A 17,579-nucleotide genomic window follows, 5' to 3' on the forward strand; every position below is an offset into this window, starting at 1 on the left:
TTAATCGTTATACCCATAGCGGCAGGTCCTGCGAAGACTTGAAGACGTCGGATAGACCATGGTCGCCCCTGCGCTATCGACCTAGACTCAAGCGATCCCTTACGAATGGCAGGTCCTGATGATCCAGTGCAAACGCGCCTATGAAGCAGCGAGCGCCGAGGATGGCGTCCGTATTCTGGTTGACCGGTTGTGGCCGCGTAACTGTCGCAAGGATGCGTTGCTGATAACTGAATGGCTGCCGGAGGTGGCGCCGTCCCATGAGTTGCGCAAGGCGTTCAAAGCGGGGGCGGTATCCTTTGACGCGTTCAGGGCGGCGTATCGACGGGAGCTGGCGGCGCGGCCGGAGCATTGGTGGCGGTTGGTGGATGTGGCGCAGGGTGGGACTCTGACGTTGGTTTATGCGGCTAAATCGACTGTTGAGAATAATGCTGTGGTGTTGGCGCAGTGGTTGGAGGATGAGGTGGAGAAGCGGGCGGAGGGGAGTTCGCCGGTTTGTTATTTGTCGGGGTTTTCGGAGATGTGAGGTAGGCCGGTTGGGGCGGCTTCGCAGCCCAGCGGGGCGGTGCGACGTTTCGCTAAATCCCCTCGCCACAGGTTGGAGGCTGTCTGAAGTGGCTGGTGTTTGTTGTGACGTGGCCGGCGTAATTTGTTTCGCGGTGCGGCTAAGATGGCGCAGCTTAGGAAATCACAGGGAAGGCAGGCGCCATGCAGTCGCAGTTTGATCCGTTGGTACATATCGATTGGAAGACGCCAGGCGCTGACTTGCTTGGGCTGTTGCGGCATTACTATCCCGACCTCGGGGCGTTCAGCGGCGCGGCGTTCGAGGCGTTGTTGGATGAGCTCTGCAATGAGATGCCCGAGATTTGTTTCCAGGCGTTGGCGACCGTGTTGGCGCGGGACGGCTTCGATCTGTGGAACCTGGATTCCGGCGGCGATGATTATTGGCCGGTGATCGTTCCGATCGATCAGCGCGAGGCGTTTGCCCAGTATTGGCAGGCGCAAGACGACGGGTTCACGGCGCAGTGGATCGAGCCGCAGAAGCCTGCCGCCACCGAGCGAAAACCGGCCAAGCCGAAACGCAAAAAGCTCAACTGGCTACAGGAAGCCCATGACTATCCTGGCCCCACCTATGTCGATGACTTCAACTACCGCAACGGCTGGGCGGCGATCACCGAGCAGGATGAGGAGCAGTGGCTGTGCTTCCTGATCGATTACAACCAGTGGCCGCCCGCTGAACAGGACATGCTCGAACAGCGCACCGATGGCGTGGACGGCGCGGACCTGGCGCTGATCGACGCCAATGCCTTGGGCAGCCTGTGGCGACGGCGAGTTAAATCCGGTGCCTACAGTTCCGATGATCGCTATCGCTACGAACGGCGCCAAGGTGACGATATTCAGGAATTCGGCCCGGCGCAGATGGAGTGGCCGGAGTTTGACCAGCCCTGCGTGGTGGTGGATGGAGAAATCTTCGAGCGGCAGGTCATCTACCAGCCAGAGCACAAAACCCGGATCTGGCGAATCACCGCGCATTCCAGCGAAGTCATTTTCGAGCATCCATCCGACCTGACGATCCTGCCCATCGGCCCGCGCCGTTTGCTGTTCATGCAGGATAACGGCCCGCAGTGCTGGATCTGGTCCATGGACCCACCGCATCAAGCCAGCGTCGCCAAGCCGTTGCCGGCCGACGGTTTCAAGCTCAGGGCCTCCACTGCATACCTGGGAGGCGATGAGATTTTGCTGTTCAGCGAAGACGGGCGACAGAACCTCGAGCATTCCGGCTTCCGCGAAACCGTGCTGCGGGCCTGGCGCTTCAACTTCGTCACCGGCGCCACGACCCAGGCGCTGCTCGACGGCTTCGGCAGCGAGGTGCGCCAGGACACCCGCATGCTCGTCACCCAACCCAAGCAAGTCATCACCATGCGCACGTTCCACGGGCAGCTCCACATCGCCCGCGGGCATGGCGACTGGTGGGTGTGGAATTACCAGACCAACACCTTCGGCGCCCATACCCTGGCGTGGTTCTGGAACCAGTGCAGCCATGAAGTACTGAAGCTGTCGAGCAAGGACATCGCCCGGGTCAAGCCGCAGATCCGTTACCTGCCGGCGCAGGATCGGTATCTGGCGTTCGAGACCGAGTTTGTGGCGCGGTTGCCGGGGTTCGACGAGATGGTCGAGGCCAAGGGCGGTGAGGTTTTGGGTTTTGAGTGAGAGAAGTTTTACACCACGCCCGCCTCAAACACACAGCACGCCACGAAACCCCCTCGCCGCGTAATACGACTGCACGCCGTTGTGGTAGACGAACGTGCGGCCATAGCGGAAATCACCGAACAACGCCCCGCCGAGGGCGCGAAGTTCAGGAGGCGTTGCCAGCCAGCTAGAGGTCTTCGCATCGAACTCGCCAAGCGTCTGCAACCCTCGGTATTGCTCCTCCGTCAGCAGCGCAATGCCCATCTCTTCGGCCATCTCGATGGCGCTGCCCTTCGGCTTGTTCTCCTTGCGCGCATCCAGGGCCGCACGGTCGTAACACAGGCTGCGACGACCGGAGGGGCTTTCCTTGGCGCAATCGCAGAAGGTGATGACACCGGTTTGCTTGTCGTGAGCGATGACATCGGGCTCGCCTGCGGTGGCTTCCATGGCCTGGAGGGATTTCAGGGCCGTGGGGTTGTTTTCGAGCCGGGCCTGGACGTCGGCCCATGAAAGATCGGGATGGCGATGCGGGTGTTGTTCGAAGCGGGTTTTCAGGGTTTGGAGGAGGTTTTCCTGTTCTTGTTTTTTCATGGCACGGGGCGTCCCTGAGTGATCGGTGGATCAATGATAGTCAGTCCGAAGCCGGGGCGCTGGCGCAACGGTAGTCGGATCTCTTTCGCCACAACTGAAATCGGTTGTCTCGCTTTACCCACTTTTTTCCGCACGGTATCAGCCACACTGATAGCGTGGAAAAAATCTGTTCCAGCCAGCTAAACCAGAGAATCAGACCATGGAAAAATGGGTCATCTACGCCTGCATCTCGATGTTCTTCGCCGGCTTCACCTCGGTCATAGCCAAAATGGGCCTCAGTGGGATTTCAGCGGAGCTTGGCCTGACCGTCCGCACGTTGTTCGTGTGCCTGTTCGTGTTGCTGTTCGCCGCCTGGGCCGTGCCGGTTCAGCAGATCACCCAGGTCAGTCAGCAGAACCTGTTGTGGCTTGGCGTCTCCGGTGTGACCACCGCGCTGTCGTGGATTTTCTATTACAAGGCGTTAAAAGTCGGTGACGTGGCAACCGTCGCATTGATCGACAAGGGCAGCGTCATCGTCGCTATGTTGTTGGCCTGGGTGGTGCTGCGGGAGGTGATCACGGTGCGCACGCTCATCGGCGCGGCGTTGATCGTCGGTGGGTTGGTGGTTATTGCCAGGAAACAGTGAGGCTTGGGCAGCGTACCTGGCCTGGGTACCTGTGGTAGACGGGCCGGCGTCTTCGCGAGCAAGCCCGCTCCCACAGAGTTGTTCAGGTTTCGCGTGGCTACGGCTGGTCGGTGGGGCGAAACTGTTGCGTTGTCCGCTATTGTGAAGTCACTGACCGCCAAGCTCGGGAGACTTGTATGAGCAACTTCACAGTCCAGCACATCGATCACATTGTCCTGCGGGTAAAAGACCTGGAGCGCAGTCTCACGTTCTACACCTCGGTACTCGGTTGCGAACTGAAGAAGCGCCGGGATGACCTTGGGATGCTTCATCTCAGCACCGGGGCATCGATGATTGACCTGGTGGCTGTCGAGGGGCCGCTGGGGCGCCAGGGTGGGGCGGCGGCCAGTAGGCAGGGGCGCAATGTCGATCATTTCTGCTTGCGCGTTGAGCCTTTTGACGAGCAAGCCATCCTGGCCCATCTGGCTGCGCACGGCCTGAGCGCCGAGAAAGCCGAGATGCGATACGGCGCCCAGGGCAACGGGTGGTCGATCTATTGTTTCGATCCGGATGATAACCAGATTGAGTTGAAGGGACCGGCGGTGGAGGCCTGAACATTACTTGGCAGGCCTTGCAAAAGAAGCCTCTGTGGGAGCGAGCCTGCTCGCGATAGCGGCCTGCCTGGAGCGGTAATGTTGGATGTGCCGCCGCCTTCGCGAGCAAGCCCGCTCCCACAGGAGATGGGCGGTGGCTGTTACGGCGTCAGCTCAGTCATGCTCCGGATCCGTTGCAGCATATTGATCAGGTGCAAGCGCATCGACGCCCGTGCCGCCTCGGCATCGCGCCGTGCCAGCGCGGCATATACCTGCTCGCGCTCGCGGATTACCAGGGCACGGTTTTCAGCCGTTACCGCAGGCCCGGCCTGTTGCACCACGGCGATCAGCGTGTTGCCCACATGAGTCATGGCATCGATAAAGAAGCTGTTGCCGGTGCACTGGGCGACTTGCAAATGGAATTCGAAATCCCTCCGCGCACTTTCGCTGTCCGAGGCATCAAGTGCATTCGCTACATCGAGCGCTTCGCGCATGGCCTGCAGTTGTTCCGAGGTGGCCCGTTGCGCGGCGATGCCGGCGGCTTCCACTTCCAGGCTCAGGCGCAGTTCAATCACCGCCAACGCGTCATACGCCCCGCCCTTGACGTGTTTTTCGCCCTGGAAATCACCCGGCCGCGCTGTGTCCACCACGAAGGTGCCGATGCCATGGCGCGTCTCCACAAAGCCTTCGGCCTGAAGCCGCGACATGGCCTCGCGAACCACTGTCCGACTGACGCCGCGCTCCTTGATGATGACCTGCTCGGTGGGCAGCTTGCTGCCCGCAGGCAGTTCGCCGGCCAGTATCTGTTGCGTCAGGTCGACCACCAGTTGCTGGGTCATGCTCAGGCGTCGATCAGGTGTGACACGGTCCATTGAACCTATCCATTAAAGCCAGACGATCGCGGCATTATAGCCGCGACCTTACGACAAAACGCACTATAATGCCCGCTGATCACACTAGAGCAAGCCGATGACGGACCAAGCGTTATCTCCACTGAACAAGCCGCGCCGCCTCGCCGAAACCCTGGTCGACCGCTTTGCCCAGCGCATGCGTGACGGCATTCTCAAGTGCGGCGAAAAACTTCCCACCGAAGTGCACATCATGGAGGCAGAAGGCGTCAGCCGCTCGGTGGTGCGCGAGGCGCTGTCGCGCTTGCAGGCGGCGGGGCTGGTGGAGACGCGGCACGGGGTCGGCACCTTTGTCCTGGACATGCCGGCACCCGAGGGCTTTACCCTCGGGCCGGCGACGATTGCCACGCTGTCGGATGTGCTCAACCTGCTGGAGTTTCGCCTGAGCCTGGAAGTCCAGGCTGCCGGCATGGCTGCCGAGCGCGCCACGCCCGAAGCCCTGGCCGAGCTGGCCCAGGCACTGGAGGCGTTGCTGCAAGGGCCGGAAAAGTCCGGCACCACAATCAATGCCGATTTCCAGTTCCATCTGAAAATTGCCAAGGCCGCCGGCAACTATTACCTGATCGACATCATGAAGCACCTGGGCACCAAGCTGATCCCGCGCACCCGCATGAACTCCGCCTACTCCGGGCAGAGTGACCGCAGCGCTTACCTGCAAGGGATCAACGCCGAGCATCAGCAGATCTTCGACGCAATCGCCAGCCGCAATGTCGATGCAGCGCGGGCGGCGATGTTCCTGCACCTGAGCAACAGCCGCATGCGCCTGCGCGAAACCCAACAACGCCAGGCGTTCTACAACGAATAGGCCCCGCCCCCTCTGGCAATGCCGTTCACCTAAGCCTCACTTGGCTCATTGTGGCGAGGGAGCTTGCTCCCGCTTGACCGGGCTGGCGTTCCAGTGCGAAGCGCTCACAAAAATGGGCCTGCTGCGCAGTCCAGCGGGAGCAAGCTCCCTCGCCACGGACTTATCCGACCTTGAATGAGCAGTGCTGGCTGTGGGAACTTGTTCTTGCAACTTAGAAAAAGTTGTACTGAATGCCAACCCGCAAACGCAGCTGTCGATCATTGTCCACGGAGTTGACTTTGATATCGCCCACTTCAAAGAACGGTGCCCAGCGTTTATCCCACTTGTACTTGACCACGACATTCTGCTCATAGTCGTCAGTACCGCCGTCATAGCGAATGTAGTCGGCATCAAAGTAAGTCAGTTGATACTCGTAAGCCCACGGCCCCTGGTCCGCATAGTTGACGTAGACGTCGTAGCGATTGATTTTCTGATCGTCCTTGCCGTTCCGGGGCACGTCTCGGTCGACTTGGTCGCGGTCCAGCTTGGAGGAGTCGTAACGGTAGCGACCGGCGATGCTCAGTTCCTTGGTGATGCGATAGCCCAGGCGCATACCCAGTTTGTAAGTCGTGGATTCCTCGTCGCTTTCCATGGCGAACGACGGCGTCAGCGTCCAGCGGTCATTGAGCTTGTGCTGATAGTTGACGGTGAACTCATGGCCGGCGCCGACGGTATTGTCGAAGGCGACGTCCTCACGATCACCGCCGGTCTTGTATTTGAGTTCGCCTTCCAAGCCCACGCCATTGTCCAGTCGCATGCCGAACTTGGCGCGGTCTGCGTGCATGCGGGTTTGCTCCGCATATTGGTGGCGGACGTTGATGTAGCCGGTATCGGCCTGGGCAACGAACGAAGCGAACAACGAAGCGAGAGCAACGGATACGAGTGTCTTTTTCATGTTTTTTATTCTTGTTAGTTGAAGGGGTTAGTTGGGTGAAACGTCAAATCGCAGGCGAGCGCGGGCGCGGCATTGAAACTGCGGCTTCAACGTCTTCTGCGGGTTAAAACAATGACAACCGGGTTGAAGCGTGAGTCAGACCGCTATGGGGACGCGCTGTATGTCGCGGCTGGCCTGTACCAGCAAACGGGTATAGGCGTGCGTTGCTCCGTCGCTCGCCAACAAACAACTGTCGAGCGTCTCTACCACCCTGCCCTGCTGCATCACTGCCAGCCGGTCGCACAAATGCGCGACCACTGCCAGATCGTGGGTGACCATCAGGTAAGTCAGCCCTTCCTGGCGGCGCAGGTCGGCTAGCAAGTTGAGGATTTCCGCCTGGACCGAGACGTCCAGCGCCGAGGTCGGTTCATCCAGCAACAGCACCCGTGGCCGCAGGATCAACGCACGGGCGATTGCCACGCGCTGGCGCTGCCCCCCAGACAACTGATGCGGATAACGGAAGCGGAAGCTGTCGTTCAAACCGACCTTGCGCAGGATCTCGCTGACCTTCTGCCCGCGCCCGTCGATCCCATGGATGCGCAGCGGCTCTTGCAGCGCGGCGTCGACGGTGTAGCGTGGATGCAAGGATGCGTACGGGTCCTGGAACACCATCTGCACCGTGCGGTAGTGGTTCAGCGGCAGGTTGCGGGTCACCGCCTGGCCGGCGATGCGCAGCTGTCCGGTCCAATGCTGGTACTGCCCGGCCAGGCAGCGCAGCACCGTGGTCTTGCCCGAACCCGACTCTCCCACCAGACCGAAAGCCTCGCCCTCGGCCACGCTCAGGTCGACGTCATGCAATACCGCGTTCAGTGCCGCGCCGGTGCCAAAACTGAGGTTAAGGCCGGCGATTTCAATCATGCTCATGACAGGCTCCTCAAGCATTCAACCAAAGTGGGTCACGCTGCAGCACCGGCAAGGTGGCACGCGGATGGTCCAGGCTGGGCAGTGCGGCCAGCAGGCCACGGGTGTAGGGGTGAGCAGCCTGGTCCAGGTCGGCGGCGGCAATCGACTCGACCACGCGGCCGGCGTACATCACCAGCACGCGGTCGCAGAAATGCCGCACCAGGTTCAGGTCATGGCTAATGAAAATCAGCCCCAGGTCACGCTCGCTGACCAGCTCCTCCAACACGTTGAGCACCTGCCGGCGCACCGACACGTCCAACGCCGAAGTCGGTTCGTCGGCAATGATCACCTGGGGATCGGTGATCACCATCATCGCGATCATGATCCGCTGGCCCATGCCGCCCGAGACTTCGTGCGGGTACAAGTCATAGACCCGCTGCGGGTCGCGGATATGAACCTTGGCGAGCATGTCCAGGGCCCGTTCGCGGGCTTCGCGACGCGGCACCTTGTGATGGGCCAGGTACGCCTCGGCAATCTGCTCGCCGACCCGCACCACCGGGTTCAGCGAGTATTTGGGGTCCTGCATGATCATCGACATGCGTGCGCCACGGATCGCCTGGATCTGCTTCTCGCTGGCGGCCAACAGGTCGATGTCGGCAAAGCGCAGGGTCTTGGCGGTGACTCGTGCCGTTGGCGGGTGCAGGCGTAGCAGGCTGCGGCCGACGGTGGATTTGCCGGAGCCGGACTCACCGACGATGGCGAGTTTTTCCCGGCCCAGGGTGAACGACACATCTCGCACTGCCAGGGACGTTTTGCCGGCGTTGCGAAACTCCACGCACAGGTCCTGTACCGCCAGTTTTATCTCAGTCATGGGGTTGCTCCTCAGGATTGGCTGCGCGGATCGAGGACGTCACGCAAGCCGTCGCCCAGCAGGTTGAAGGCCAGGCTGACCAGCATGATCGCCACGCCTGGCGCGGCCACCAGCCACCAGCTTTCAAGCATGTAGCGCCGTCCGGTGGAAATCATCGCGCCCCACTCCGGCAGCGGTGCCTGGGCACCGAGGCCGAGAAAGCCCAGGGCGGCGGCGGTGAGGATGATGCTCGCCATGTTCATGGTCAGGCGGATGATCACCGACGACAGGCACATCGGGATGATATGGCGCAGGATGATGCGGGTGCTCGATGCGCCCTGGAGCTGCACCGCCACCACGAAATCGGCGTTGCGCAACGGCAGGGTTTCGGCCCGCGCCAGACGGGCAATCGGCGGCCAGGCGGTCAGTGCGATGGCGATCACCGCGTGCTCCAGGCCCGGGCCGAGGGCCGCGATGAAGGCCAGCGCCAGGACCAGGCTGGGGAACGAGATGAAGATGTCGGTGATGCGCATGAACAGGTTGTCGACCCAACCGCCGAAGTAACCGGAAACGGTCCCGACCAGCAGGCCGATGGGGCCGACGATAACGGTCACCAGCAAGACGATGTACAAGGTGATGCGCGAGCCGTAGACCAGCCGGGCGAAGACATCCCGACCGTACTCATCGGTGCCGAACCAATGCACGCTGCTGGGTGCCTGCAAGGCCCCGGCGAGGTTCTGCAACAGCGGGTCGTGACCGGCAATCCACGGTGCGATGGCGGCCACCAGGATCAAGGTCGAAACGACAATCAGACCGACGAAGGTCATCGGGTTGCGCAGCAGAAATCGCAGCAGGCGCAAGGTGCTGGCGGCCAGTGCCGCGACGCTTGAAGCGGGCAGCGCGGTATCGCCGGCTGCGCTGGAAGCAAGGGGCAGGTTCATGTGCGAGTCCTCGGGTCGAAGATCTTGTACAGCGCATCGCTGATCAGGTTCAGCGTCACGAAGATGAGGCCGATCAACAGCACGCAGGCCATCACCGCGTTCATGTCGCCCAGCAGCAGGCTGCTGGTCAGGTATTGGCCGAAGCCCGGCCAGGCGAACACGGTTTCGATCAGCACCGCGCCTTCCAGCAGGCCGCCGTAGGCCAGCGCGACGATGGTCAGCAGTTGCACGCGGATGTTGCCGAAGGCATGCCCCCAGACGATCCGCCGTTGGGACAGCCCCTTGACCCGGGCGGTGATGATGTATTCCTGGGACAACTGCTCGAGCATGAAACTGCGGGTCATGCGACTGATGTAGGCCACCGAGTTGAAGCTCAGGATCACCGCCGGCAACAGGATGTGCCGCAGCGCACTGCGAAAGGCCTCCCACTCGCCGGACCAGGCGGTGTCGATCAACAGCAGACCGGTATGCCTGGGGATCAGCCCGTCGTAGGCCAGGCCGATCCGCCCGACGCCACCGGCCCAACCCAGCCAGGCGTAGAACACCAGGAAGGCCATCATGCCGATCCAGAAAATCGGCGTGGAGTAACCGAACAAGGTGATCAGGCGGGCAACGTGGTCACCGGCACGGCCCTTATGCGTCGCGGCGTAGACGCCCAGTGGCAAGCCCGCCAGCACACCGAACAGGATCGCGAGGGTTGCCAGTTCGAGGGTGGCCGGGAACACCCGGGCGATGTCGGTGATGACCGGGTTGCCGGTCAACAAGGCCATGCCGAAATCCCCCTGGAGCAGGTCGCCAAGGTAGATCGCGAACTGGCTCCACAGCGGTTTGTCCAGGCCCAGTTCCTGGTACACCTGGGCGTAGGCCGAGGCATCGGCGTCGGGGCCGACGATCGCCAGCACCGGGTCCAGGGGCATCACCCTGCCAATGAAAAAGGTCAGCAGCAGCAACCCCAGCAGCGTGACCGCCACCGAGCCGCTGCGCCGGGTCGCCGAAGCGGCCCGGGTGGTCCAGATTGAAAAGGATGCAGTCGACATATTCATTCCTGCCTTGGCCTTTTTGGCCGTCGATTCAGCGCTGCTTGTAGACGTCCCGAAGACGCGTGGTGGCGGCGGTGTGGCCGATGTAGTTGCGCACGTCCGCGTGGGTCACCACTTCATCCACCATCTGTGAGACCGGCATGATGGCCCCGGCTTGCTGGTCGTACCGGGTCTGGATCTGCCCGTAGAGTTCACGCTGGCGCTCGGGGTCGCGCTCGCGTTCGGCCTGCTCGATCAACTGATTGAGCTGCGGGTCGAAGAACGACGTGCGCCAGCCCTGAAAGTTGCTCAGCTTGGCCTCGGTGCGGTTGTCCGGGTTGTACACCAGGGCGCGCAGGCTGGAATGGGGATGACGCTCTGCCCCGCCACCGCCGCGCCCGACGAGGATGTCGAATTGGCGGTCGCGCATCGCTCCATAGATTTGGTTGCCAGTACCGGTGATGATCGTCGCCTGGATACCGGCCTGGGCCAGCGTCGCTTGCAGGCTGGTGGCGATGTTGATGAAGGGCGGGTCGGTGAGCGAGCGGATGCTGACCTTGAAACCTTGCGCATGCCCGGCCGCTGCCAGCAGGCGCTTGGCCTCGGCCACGTCCAGGCGATAACCGGGGTCTGGCAGGCGTGCCGGCAGCCCCAGTTGCAACGGTCGTTGATTGAGCACGCCGTAATGCGGCATCACCACTTCGTTGATGCCTTGGTAATCGATCAACAGGCGGATGGCCTGGCGCACCCGGACGTCCTGGAACAGCGGCTGCTGCATGCTCATCGCCACGTAGTACAGGGTGCCGCGGGCGATGCTCTGGATGCGCACCGCATCGACCTTGCCCAGCGCCTTGATGTCGGTGGCCGCCATGCCGCGGGCAACGTCCAGGTCACCACGCTCGACCATCAGGCGCAGCGCCTGGGACTCGGTCATGTTGCGCATGATCACCCGGCGCAACTTCGCCGCACCGCGCCAGTAGTCGTCGTTGCGACTCATCAGGATCACGTCGTTGGCACGCCAGATGTCGAGCCTGAACGCACCGGACCCGGCCGCATGAGTCGCCAGCCACGCCGCCCCCTGATCGTCACCGACCTGATGCTGCAACGCGACGCTGCGGTCGATGATGAACGCGCTGGGGGACGTCGCCAGGGTGTTGAGCACCAGCATCGGATCGGTGCTGCGGGGCAATTCCATGACAAAGGTGTGCGGCCCTTCGGCGCGCATCAGCCGGGCGACGTTGTCGGCACTGAAGCCGTAGGCTTTCCAGGTGGACGCCAGGGCGCGGTTGAGGGTGACCACGCGCTGCAACGACCAGGCGACGTCCTGGGCGGTGAGCGGCGCACCGGAGTGGAAACGCACGTCATCGCGCAACTGGAAGGTCAGGCGCAGGCGGTCGGGGCTGATGTCCCAGCTTTTCGCCAGGGCCGGGACCAGCGTGTCCGGCTGCGCCGCGTCCTGCTCCAGGAGCATGTCATAGACGTTGGCGTTGACTTCGGCGACTTCCAGCCCCGTCGCGGCGGCAGGGTCCAGGGACAGCAGATTGATCATGCTCATGCCCACCACCAGTTGGTCGGGGGGCGTTTCGCCTTGAGCCAGGCTGACGGGCACCGGCATCGTGCACAGGGCCGCGGTGACACACAGCAGCCGTATCAGGCGCTTGGGCCAGAGATTCATGGTTCAGTCCTTTCTTATATTTATAAAGACTTGTCGTCCGGGCCACTATCGACCCCGGACGGGGCGCAGGCTCAATGTCGGGACACGGTGTTCGCCTCGATGTACGCGAAGTTGATGTCCTCGCCCAAACCGGGGCGATCCGAGAGGTGCACAAAACCGTCGGCGTCCATGGGGTCGACAAGGCTGTTGAGGTGCGCCGGCACTTCTTCGTAGTCGAGGAACGGGTGCAGCAGGCCGCGCTCGTACCAGCGGCAATTGCTGATCGCACCGACCACCGCCAGGTTCGCCGCGCCGTTGCCGTGCACCTCGCAGTCCATGCCGAACGACTCGGCTAGATGTGCCACCTTCAGGCACGGGCCGATGCCACCGACCCCGGCCACGCCGGCGCGCAATATGTCACAAGATTTCTGGGTCACCCAGCTGGCGCGGCTGTGGAACTTGCCGGCGATACTCTCCGGGCCCAGCACCGGTATGTCCAGGTTGGCCGCCAGCCACGCGTAGGATTCCGCCGAGTCTTCCATCATCGGTTCTTCGAACCAGGCGAAATTCAATTCCTGCAGCGCCTTGCCGATGGTCAGCGCGTCCATGCGGCTGTACCAGTGATAACCGTCGAGCATCAGCGCGATATCCGGCCCCACCGCCTCACGCACGGCGGCGCAGGCCTGGATGTCCATCCGGGGGTTCGGCGCGAAGGAAATCGGCGGCATCCAGGTGTGCAGTTTGATCGCCTTGTAGCCGCGCTGGACCAGCTTCTCCGCGAACTGGCCGTACTCATCCGGTGTGGACAACCCGCCCGGCAGATCGTCGCCGCACATGGTCGAACCGTAGGCCGGGACCTTGTCGCGGTAACCGCCAATCAACTTGTGCACCGGCAGCTTGAGCTTGCGCCCGGCCAGGTCCCACAGAGCTTGCTCCACCAGCGCCAACGCCCGATCAGTGAACTGCCCGGCACTGCCACGCTGCCAGTGCGCCAGGTCCTGCCAGATGCTCTCCCGATCCATTGGATCGCGCCCGATCAGCACCTTGCGCACGAAGGATTCGATGATGTGTGGGCGGATCAATTCAGGCGGTCCGAAGGCATACCCCTCGCTGCCATCGTCGCAACCGATGCGCAACAGCGCCATCTTGATCATGACCTCATCGCCGGGGTGGGCATGACCGGCGCTGTCCTGGGCGCGGCGCGAAGGGGTGGAAAAGATGTCGACGTGAACGCCTGTGATTCTCATAGGAGGGGAGCACCGTATCTTGTTATTAAAATTTGTATGTCGTCATACAACATGCGCCGATTATTCTGACGTTTCCGCCAGACTGTCAACGGAAAATTCAATAAATAATCAGAAATACAGGAGCCATCCCCAAAACACTGACATAACCACTAAAAATGTCGTCATACCACAACGCGTCACTCTGGATGACTTCGCACAGGGCAACGAAGCGCAGCAATCTGCTGATCAGGCCCAGCCTGTAGGCGATAACAGCCTGTCTGAACGGGGATGGGAAACGCACCGTCGTCAGCGCAAACGGCAGTTCTCTCCTAGACTTGCAGCTGTCTCGCCGGTGAAACACCCGCACGCCTAACAAGAACGCAAAGGGAACCTCGCAATGCTTAAACGTCTGTGCAAAACGTTCATTTGTCTGCTGGCCTTGAGTGCACTGGGCACTGCCCTGGCGGAGGAGCCGATCGTCATCAAGTTCTCCCATGTGGTCGGTGAGCAGACGCCCAAGGGCCAGGGCGCGTTGATGTTCAAGAAGCTGGTGGAAGAACGACTGCCGGGACGGGTGAAGGTCGAGGTGTATCCGAATTCGACCCTGTATGGCGACGACAAGGAAATGGAGGCATTGCTGCTGGGGGACGTGCAGATCATCGCGCGGTCGCTGGCCAAGTTCGAGCAGTACACCAAGACGGTCCAGTTGTTCGACCTGCCGTTCCTGTTCGATGACATCGGCGCAGTGGACCGTTTCCAGCAGGGTCCCGAAGGTCAGAAACTGCTCAAGTCCATGGAGAGCAAGAACATCACCGGCCTGGCCTATTGGCACAACGGCATGAAGCAGCTGTCGGCCAACCGGCCTCTGCGCAAGCCCGAGGACGCCCGCGGCTTGAACTTTCGGATTCAGACGTCTGCAGTGCTGGAGGAACAGTTCAACGCAGTGGGGGCCAAGGCGCAGCCGATGATTTTTTCGGTGGTGTACCAGGCCCTGCGTACCGGCGTGGTCAACGGTACGGAGAATCCTTACTCGAACTTCTACGACCAGAAGCTCAATGAAGTGCAGAAATACGTCACCGAGACCAACCACGGCATCCTTGACTACATGCTGATCACCACCTCGGACTTCTGGAACGGCCTGCCACCGGATATCCGGACCGAGCTGGAAAAAATCGTCGTCGAGGCCACGGCCCATGCGAACAACGAAGCGCTGCGCCTGAACCAGAAGGACCGGCAACTGGTGCTGGATGCCAAAAGCACCGAAATCATTGAACTCACGCCTGAAGAACGCAACGCCTGGCGCGACCAGATGAAGCCGGTGTGGGCGAAGTTTGAACAGGTGATCGGGCCGGAGCTGATCAAGGCTGCGCAAGCGTCCAACACGGGCCAATGATGATATCAACTACCTGAACTCAACCCCGTGGCGAGGGAGCTTGCTCCCGCTGGGCTGCGCAGCAGCCCCAATGGCTGACCTGACGCAACGTAGTGTCAGGTTCTTCCCAGGGGCGCTTCGCACCCCAGCGGGAGCAAGCTCCCTCGCCACAAAAAGCGCAACACCTTGCCTGACCCAGACGCCAGGCACATTGCGCTATGATCCCCGCCTCATCCCGAACAGAGCTTTACCCGCAAATGTCGTCGTCCACACCCAACGCCACCCCTGCCTTGCCCCCCGTCCTGGTCGGCCCGCTGTTGCGGCGGCTGGAAGCTGCGCGGCTGGTGATGTGGCTGGTGGGCACCCGGCCGCTGGCGATGACGCTGTGGGTAGAAGGTGTGGGCGACATTGCGCTGGATACGACGCGCTGCAGCGTGGTGCCGGTTGGGCAACGGGCGTTTGTACATCTGATCGATGTGCAACTCGACACGCCGCTGCCCGAGGATGTGGTGATCGGCTATGACCTGCGGGTGGACGGTGCACCCATTGCCGACTGGGCGCCGCATCTGTTGTACAACGAGACGCAGCATCCCTGCTTCATGCTGCACTCGCGCATCGAGCAACTGGTCCACGGCTCTTGCCGCAAACCGCATTACCCGGCCAATGACGGCCTGCTCTGCGTCGACCGCCTGTTGGCACAAGACCCGGCGCAACGACCGGCCTTGCTGATGATGAGTGGCGACCAGGTGTATGCCGACGATGTCGCGGGCCCCATGTTGCGAGCAATCCATGCCTTGATCGAGCGCCTGGGCCTGTTCGAGGAATACCTGGACGGTGCAGTGGTGGAAGACAGCGCCAGGCTCTATCAACACCCGGCCAGTTACTATCACCGCGCCGATTTGTTACCGGCGCTTGAGAGCAACGAAACCCTGCGCGAGCGATTTTTCGGCGGTGCGCGCAAGCCGATTTTCACCAGCAGCAGTGCCGACAATCACCTGGTGACGTTCGCCGAAGTCATGGCGATGTACCTGTTGGTGTGGTCGCCGGTGCCATGGACGTTGATCGAAGTGCAGCCACCGGAACTGACTGTCGAGCGACGCCAGCGCTACGAGCTGGAACAGCAACGCATCGACGCCTTCAAGACCGGGTTGGGCGGCGTGGCGCGGGTGTTTGCGCACTTGTCGTGCCTGATGATCTTTGACGATCACGACATCACCGACGACTGGAATTTATCCGCCCAGTGGGAGGAAACGGCCTACGGTCATCCGTTCTCCAAGCGCATCATTGGCAATGCCCTGATTGCCTATATGCTTTGCCAGGGCTGGGGCAACAACCCGGACGCCTTCAGTGGCGTGATTGAGCAAACCCAGGCGTTGAGCGAAACGGCCCAGGACCGTTACCTCGACAGCGCACCGCAAGACAAACTGATCGACACGCTGCTGGGTTTTCAGCAATGGCATTACGTGCTGCCGAGCACGCCAGCCCTGGTCGTGCTCGACACCCGCACCCGCCGCTGGCGCAGCGAGAACAACCTCAAGCAGCCTTCCGGCCTGCTGGATTGGGAAGCCCTGAGCGAACTGCAGCAGGAGCTGCTGGATCATCCGTCGGCGATCATCGTCTCGCCAGCACCTATCTTCGGCGTGAAGCTGATCGAGACCGTGCAGCGGGTGTTCAGCTGGTGCGGCTATCCGCTGCTGGTGGATGCGGAAAACTGGATGGCCCATCGCGGTGCGGCCCAGGTGATCCTGAACATTTTCCGACATTCGCGTACACCGGGTAATTACGTGGTGCTGTCTGGGGATGTGCATTATTCCTTCGTTTACGAGGTGTTGATCCCACACCGCAAGGGCGGCCCGCGCCTCTGGCAGATCACCAGCAGCGGCATCAAGAACGAATTCCCGCCGGCACTGCTGGAATGGTTCGACCGCCTGAACCGCTGGCTCTATTCCCCTCGCTCGCCCCTGAACTGGTTCACCAAACGCCGCAGCATGCGCATCATTCCCCACACCCCGGAACACGCCAAAGCCGGCGAGCGCCTGTGGAACAGCGCGGGGATTGGCCAGGTGTTCTTCAACGAACAGGGCCAGCCAGCGCAGATCTACCAACACAACGCCAACGGCAAACCACCGACGCGGATGTTGCCGCCCAAACCATCCCAACCCTGAGAACCGCGGTGGCAACTGTGGGAGCGGGCTTGCTCGCGAAAGCGGTGGATCAACTTGCATCTTTGCTGAATGTGCCGACGTCTTCGCGAGCAAGCCCGCTCCCACAGGGGGGTAAGCGCATAGGCGCGATATCGGCAATCACTCGGTAAAACTGTGGGAGCGGGCTTGCTCGCGAAAGCGGTGGATCAACTTGCGTCTTTGCTGAATGTGCCGCCGTCTTCGCGAGCAAGCCCGCTCCCATAAGGGATAGAGGTGAGCCTGGGTCAGAAGGCCAATTGCAAAGTCTGCTGGCCTTCGAGGCTCAATAGGTATTGCTTGGCCGCCAGGCCGCCGGCGAAGCCGGTGAGGCTGCCGGAGGTGCCGATGACGCGGTGGCAAGGGGCGATGATCGAGATCGGGTTGCGGCCATTGGCTGCGCCGACTGCACGAACGGCTGTCGGTTGGCCGATCTGGATGGCGATGTCGCGGTAGCTGCGGGTCTGGCCGAACGGGATGGTCAGCAGTGCCTGCCAGACCCGGACCTGGAAATCGGTGCCGGCGAAGTCCAGCTCCAGTTCGAAGCGGCTGCGCTGGCCGGCGAAATACTCCAGCAATTGACGCTCGGTTTCCTGAAGGACCGGGTGCTGGTTGTCCTCTTCCAGAGGCCCCAGGCGCACCCGGTTGAGCCGCTCGTTTTCCCAGAGGATGGCCGCCAGCCGGGTATCCCGGGCGACGAGGATCAACTGGCCAACGGGGGATTGGATGGTTTTGTATTGGGGTAGCACAAAAAACTCCAGGTCGCAGGTCAACCGCTCTTGTGGCGAGGGAGCTTGCTCCCGCTGGGGTGCGCAGCGCCCCCCAAAGCCTCA

The 17,579-nt window shown here is 61.7% G+C and carries 17 protein-coding genes; 7 read left to right on the plus strand and 10 right to left on the minus strand.

All coding sequences use genetic code 11. The annotated features are described in order from the left end of the window. Positions 1-118: 118 nt before the first annotated feature. Together RGM2987_RS22295 and RGM2987_RS22300 are read left to right on the plus strand one after the other, a co-directional pair. The gene (locus RGM2987_RS22295) at positions 119-523 is read left to right on the plus strand and encodes a DUF488 family protein (protein WP_245144969.1); all 405 of its coding nucleotides are present in this window, start codon (positions 119-121) and stop codon (positions 521-523) included. 182 nt (positions 524-705) lie between these two features. Then, positions 706-2,208, plus strand: coding sequence for a hypothetical protein (locus tag RGM2987_RS22300; RefSeq protein WP_245144970.1), 1,503 nt, complete (start codon positions 706-708; stop codon positions 2,206-2,208). A 24-nt stretch (positions 2,209-2,232) separates the two neighbouring features. Here RGM2987_RS22300 and RGM2987_RS22305 read toward each other — a convergent pair whose 3' ends face one another. Further along, positions 2,233-2,778 carry a DUF4256 domain-containing protein gene (locus RGM2987_RS22305; protein WP_245144971.1) on the minus strand — a complete coding sequence of 182 codons (546 nt, stop codon included), beginning with the start codon at positions 2,776-2,778 and terminating at the stop codon, positions 2,233-2,235. 199 nt (positions 2,779-2,977) lie between these two features. Between RGM2987_RS22305 and RGM2987_RS22310 the strand changes: the two genes are divergently transcribed. Both RGM2987_RS22310 and RGM2987_RS22315 read left to right on the plus strand, forming a co-directional pair. Further along, positions 2,978-3,403: an EamA family transporter gene (locus tag RGM2987_RS22310; protein ID WP_245144972.1), complete on the plus strand. Its 426-nt coding sequence runs from the start codon at positions 2,978-2,980 to the stop codon at positions 3,401-3,403. Positions 3,404-3,579: 176 nt separating this feature from the next. Next, positions 3,580-3,996 (plus strand): VOC family protein, encoded by a 417-nt coding sequence (locus tag RGM2987_RS22315; protein WP_245144973.1) that lies wholly within the window; start codon positions 3,580-3,582, stop codon positions 3,994-3,996. Between the two features lie 140 nt (positions 3,997-4,136). Here RGM2987_RS22315 and RGM2987_RS22320 read toward each other — a convergent pair whose 3' ends face one another. Beyond that, positions 4,137-4,847 carry a FadR/GntR family transcriptional regulator gene (locus tag RGM2987_RS22320; RefSeq protein WP_245144974.1) on the minus strand — a complete coding sequence of 237 codons (711 nt, stop codon included), beginning with the start codon at positions 4,845-4,847 and terminating at the stop codon, positions 4,137-4,139. A gap of 97 nt (positions 4,848-4,944) precedes the next feature. Between RGM2987_RS22320 and RGM2987_RS22325 the strand changes: the two genes are divergently transcribed. Continuing rightward, a complete protein-coding gene (locus tag RGM2987_RS22325; RefSeq protein WP_245144975.1) occupies positions 4,945-5,688 on the plus strand; it encodes a FadR/GntR family transcriptional regulator in 744 nt (247 codons plus the stop codon). A 211-nt stretch (positions 5,689-5,899) separates the two neighbouring features. On the opposite strand, the gene RGM2987_RS22330 is transcribed toward RGM2987_RS22325, so the two are convergent. From RGM2987_RS22330 to RGM2987_RS22360, 7 genes are all read right to left on the minus strand, one after another. Next, positions 5,900-6,622, minus strand: coding sequence for an oligogalacturonate-specific porin KdgM family protein (locus RGM2987_RS22330; RefSeq protein WP_245144976.1), 723 nt, complete (start codon positions 6,620-6,622; stop codon positions 5,900-5,902). A gap of 135 nt (positions 6,623-6,757) precedes the next feature. Beyond that, positions 6,758-7,525 (minus strand): ABC transporter ATP-binding protein, encoded by a 768-nt coding sequence (locus RGM2987_RS22335; protein ID WP_245144977.1) that lies wholly within the window; start codon positions 7,523-7,525, stop codon positions 6,758-6,760. A 10-nt stretch (positions 7,526-7,535) separates the two neighbouring features. Next, complete coding sequence (locus RGM2987_RS22340) at positions 7,536-8,375, minus strand: ABC transporter ATP-binding protein (protein ID WP_245144978.1); 840 nt, start codon at positions 8,373-8,375, stop codon at positions 7,536-7,538. A gap of 11 nt (positions 8,376-8,386) precedes the next feature. Then, positions 8,387-9,295: an ABC transporter permease gene (locus tag RGM2987_RS22345; RefSeq protein WP_245144979.1), complete on the minus strand. Its 909-nt coding sequence runs from the start codon at positions 9,293-9,295 to the stop codon at positions 8,387-8,389. Next, positions 9,292-10,332, minus strand: coding sequence for an ABC transporter permease (locus RGM2987_RS22350; RefSeq protein WP_245144980.1), 1,041 nt, complete (start codon positions 10,330-10,332; stop codon positions 9,292-9,294). The genes RGM2987_RS22345 and RGM2987_RS22350 overlap by 4 nt, the downstream gene beginning before the upstream one ends. Before the next feature lie 34 nt (positions 10,333-10,366). Then, positions 10,367-11,989: an ABC transporter substrate-binding protein gene (locus RGM2987_RS22355; protein WP_245144981.1), complete on the minus strand. Its 1,623-nt coding sequence runs from the start codon at positions 11,987-11,989 to the stop codon at positions 10,367-10,369. A 71-nt stretch (positions 11,990-12,060) separates the two neighbouring features. Continuing rightward, complete coding sequence (locus tag RGM2987_RS22360; protein ID WP_245144982.1) at positions 12,061-13,215, minus strand: mandelate racemase family protein; 1,155 nt, start codon at positions 13,213-13,215, stop codon at positions 12,061-12,063. Positions 13,216-13,591: 376 nt separating this feature from the next. On the opposite strand from RGM2987_RS22360, the gene RGM2987_RS22365 reads away from it, so the two are divergent. After that, positions 13,592-14,587 (plus strand): TRAP transporter substrate-binding protein, encoded by a 996-nt coding sequence (locus RGM2987_RS22365; RefSeq protein ID WP_245144983.1) that lies wholly within the window; start codon positions 13,592-13,594, stop codon positions 14,585-14,587. Between the two features lie 236 nt (positions 14,588-14,823). Continuing rightward, the gene (locus RGM2987_RS22370) at positions 14,824-16,731 is read left to right on the plus strand and encodes an alkaline phosphatase D family protein (RefSeq protein ID WP_245144984.1); all 1,908 of its coding nucleotides are present in this window, start codon (positions 14,824-14,826) and stop codon (positions 16,729-16,731) included. 263 nt (positions 16,732-16,994) lie between these two features. On the opposite strand, the gene RGM2987_RS22375 is transcribed toward RGM2987_RS22370, so the two are convergent. Then, positions 16,995-17,495 (minus strand): methylated-DNA--[protein]-cysteine S-methyltransferase, encoded by a 501-nt coding sequence (locus RGM2987_RS22375; protein WP_245144985.1) that lies wholly within the window; start codon positions 17,493-17,495, stop codon positions 16,995-16,997. Positions 17,496-17,579: the final 84 nt, after the last annotated feature.

This window comes from Pseudomonas sp. RGM2987 (assembly GCF_022952855.1).
Taxonomy (GTDB): Bacteria; Pseudomonadota; Gammaproteobacteria; order Pseudomonadales; family Pseudomonadaceae; genus Aquipseudomonas.

Bases quoted from the DNA above. Each gene is read 5' to 3' on its own strand.
- RGM2987_RS22295 (WP_245144969.1), top strand. From the start codon at position 119: ATGATCCAGTGCAAACGCGCCTATGAAGCAGCGAGCGCCGAGGATGGC.
- RGM2987_RS22300 (WP_245144970.1), top strand. From the start codon at position 706: ATGCAGTCGCAGTTTGATCCGTTGGTACATATCGATTGGAAGACGCCA.
- RGM2987_RS22305 (WP_245144971.1), bottom strand. From the start codon at position 2,778: ATGAAAAAACAAGAACAGGAAAACCTCCTCCAAACCCTGAAAACCCGC.
- RGM2987_RS22310 (WP_245144972.1), top strand. From the start codon at position 2,978: ATGGAAAAATGGGTCATCTACGCCTGCATCTCGATGTTCTTCGCCGGC.
- RGM2987_RS22315 (WP_245144973.1), top strand. From the start codon at position 3,580: ATGAGCAACTTCACAGTCCAGCACATCGATCACATTGTCCTGCGGGTA.
- RGM2987_RS22320 (WP_245144974.1), bottom strand. From the start codon at position 4,847: ATGGACCGTGTCACACCTGATCGACGCCTGAGCATGACCCAGCAACTG.
- RGM2987_RS22325 (WP_245144975.1), top strand. From the start codon at position 4,945: ATGACGGACCAAGCGTTATCTCCACTGAACAAGCCGCGCCGCCTCGCC.
- RGM2987_RS22330 (WP_245144976.1), bottom strand. From the start codon at position 6,622: ATGAAAAAGACACTCGTATCCGTTGCTCTCGCTTCGTTGTTCGCTTCG.
- RGM2987_RS22335 (WP_245144977.1), bottom strand. From the start codon at position 7,525: ATGAGCATGATTGAAATCGCCGGCCTTAACCTCAGTTTTGGCACCGGC.
- RGM2987_RS22340 (WP_245144978.1), bottom strand. From the start codon at position 8,375: ATGACTGAGATAAAACTGGCGGTACAGGACCTGTGCGTGGAGTTTCGC.
- RGM2987_RS22345 (WP_245144979.1), bottom strand. From the start codon at position 9,295: ATGAACCTGCCCCTTGCTTCCAGCGCAGCCGGCGATACCGCGCTGCCC.
- RGM2987_RS22350 (WP_245144980.1), bottom strand. From the start codon at position 10,332: ATGTCGACTGCATCCTTTTCAATCTGGACCACCCGGGCCGCTTCGGCG.
- RGM2987_RS22355 (WP_245144981.1), bottom strand. From the start codon at position 11,989: ATGAATCTCTGGCCCAAGCGCCTGATACGGCTGCTGTGTGTCACCGCG.
- RGM2987_RS22360 (WP_245144982.1), bottom strand. From the start codon at position 13,215: ATGAGAATCACAGGCGTTCACGTCGACATCTTTTCCACCCCTTCGCGC.
- RGM2987_RS22365 (WP_245144983.1), top strand. From the start codon at position 13,592: ATGCTTAAACGTCTGTGCAAAACGTTCATTTGTCTGCTGGCCTTGAGT.
- RGM2987_RS22370 (WP_245144984.1), top strand. From the start codon at position 14,824: ATGTCGTCGTCCACACCCAACGCCACCCCTGCCTTGCCCCCCGTCCTG.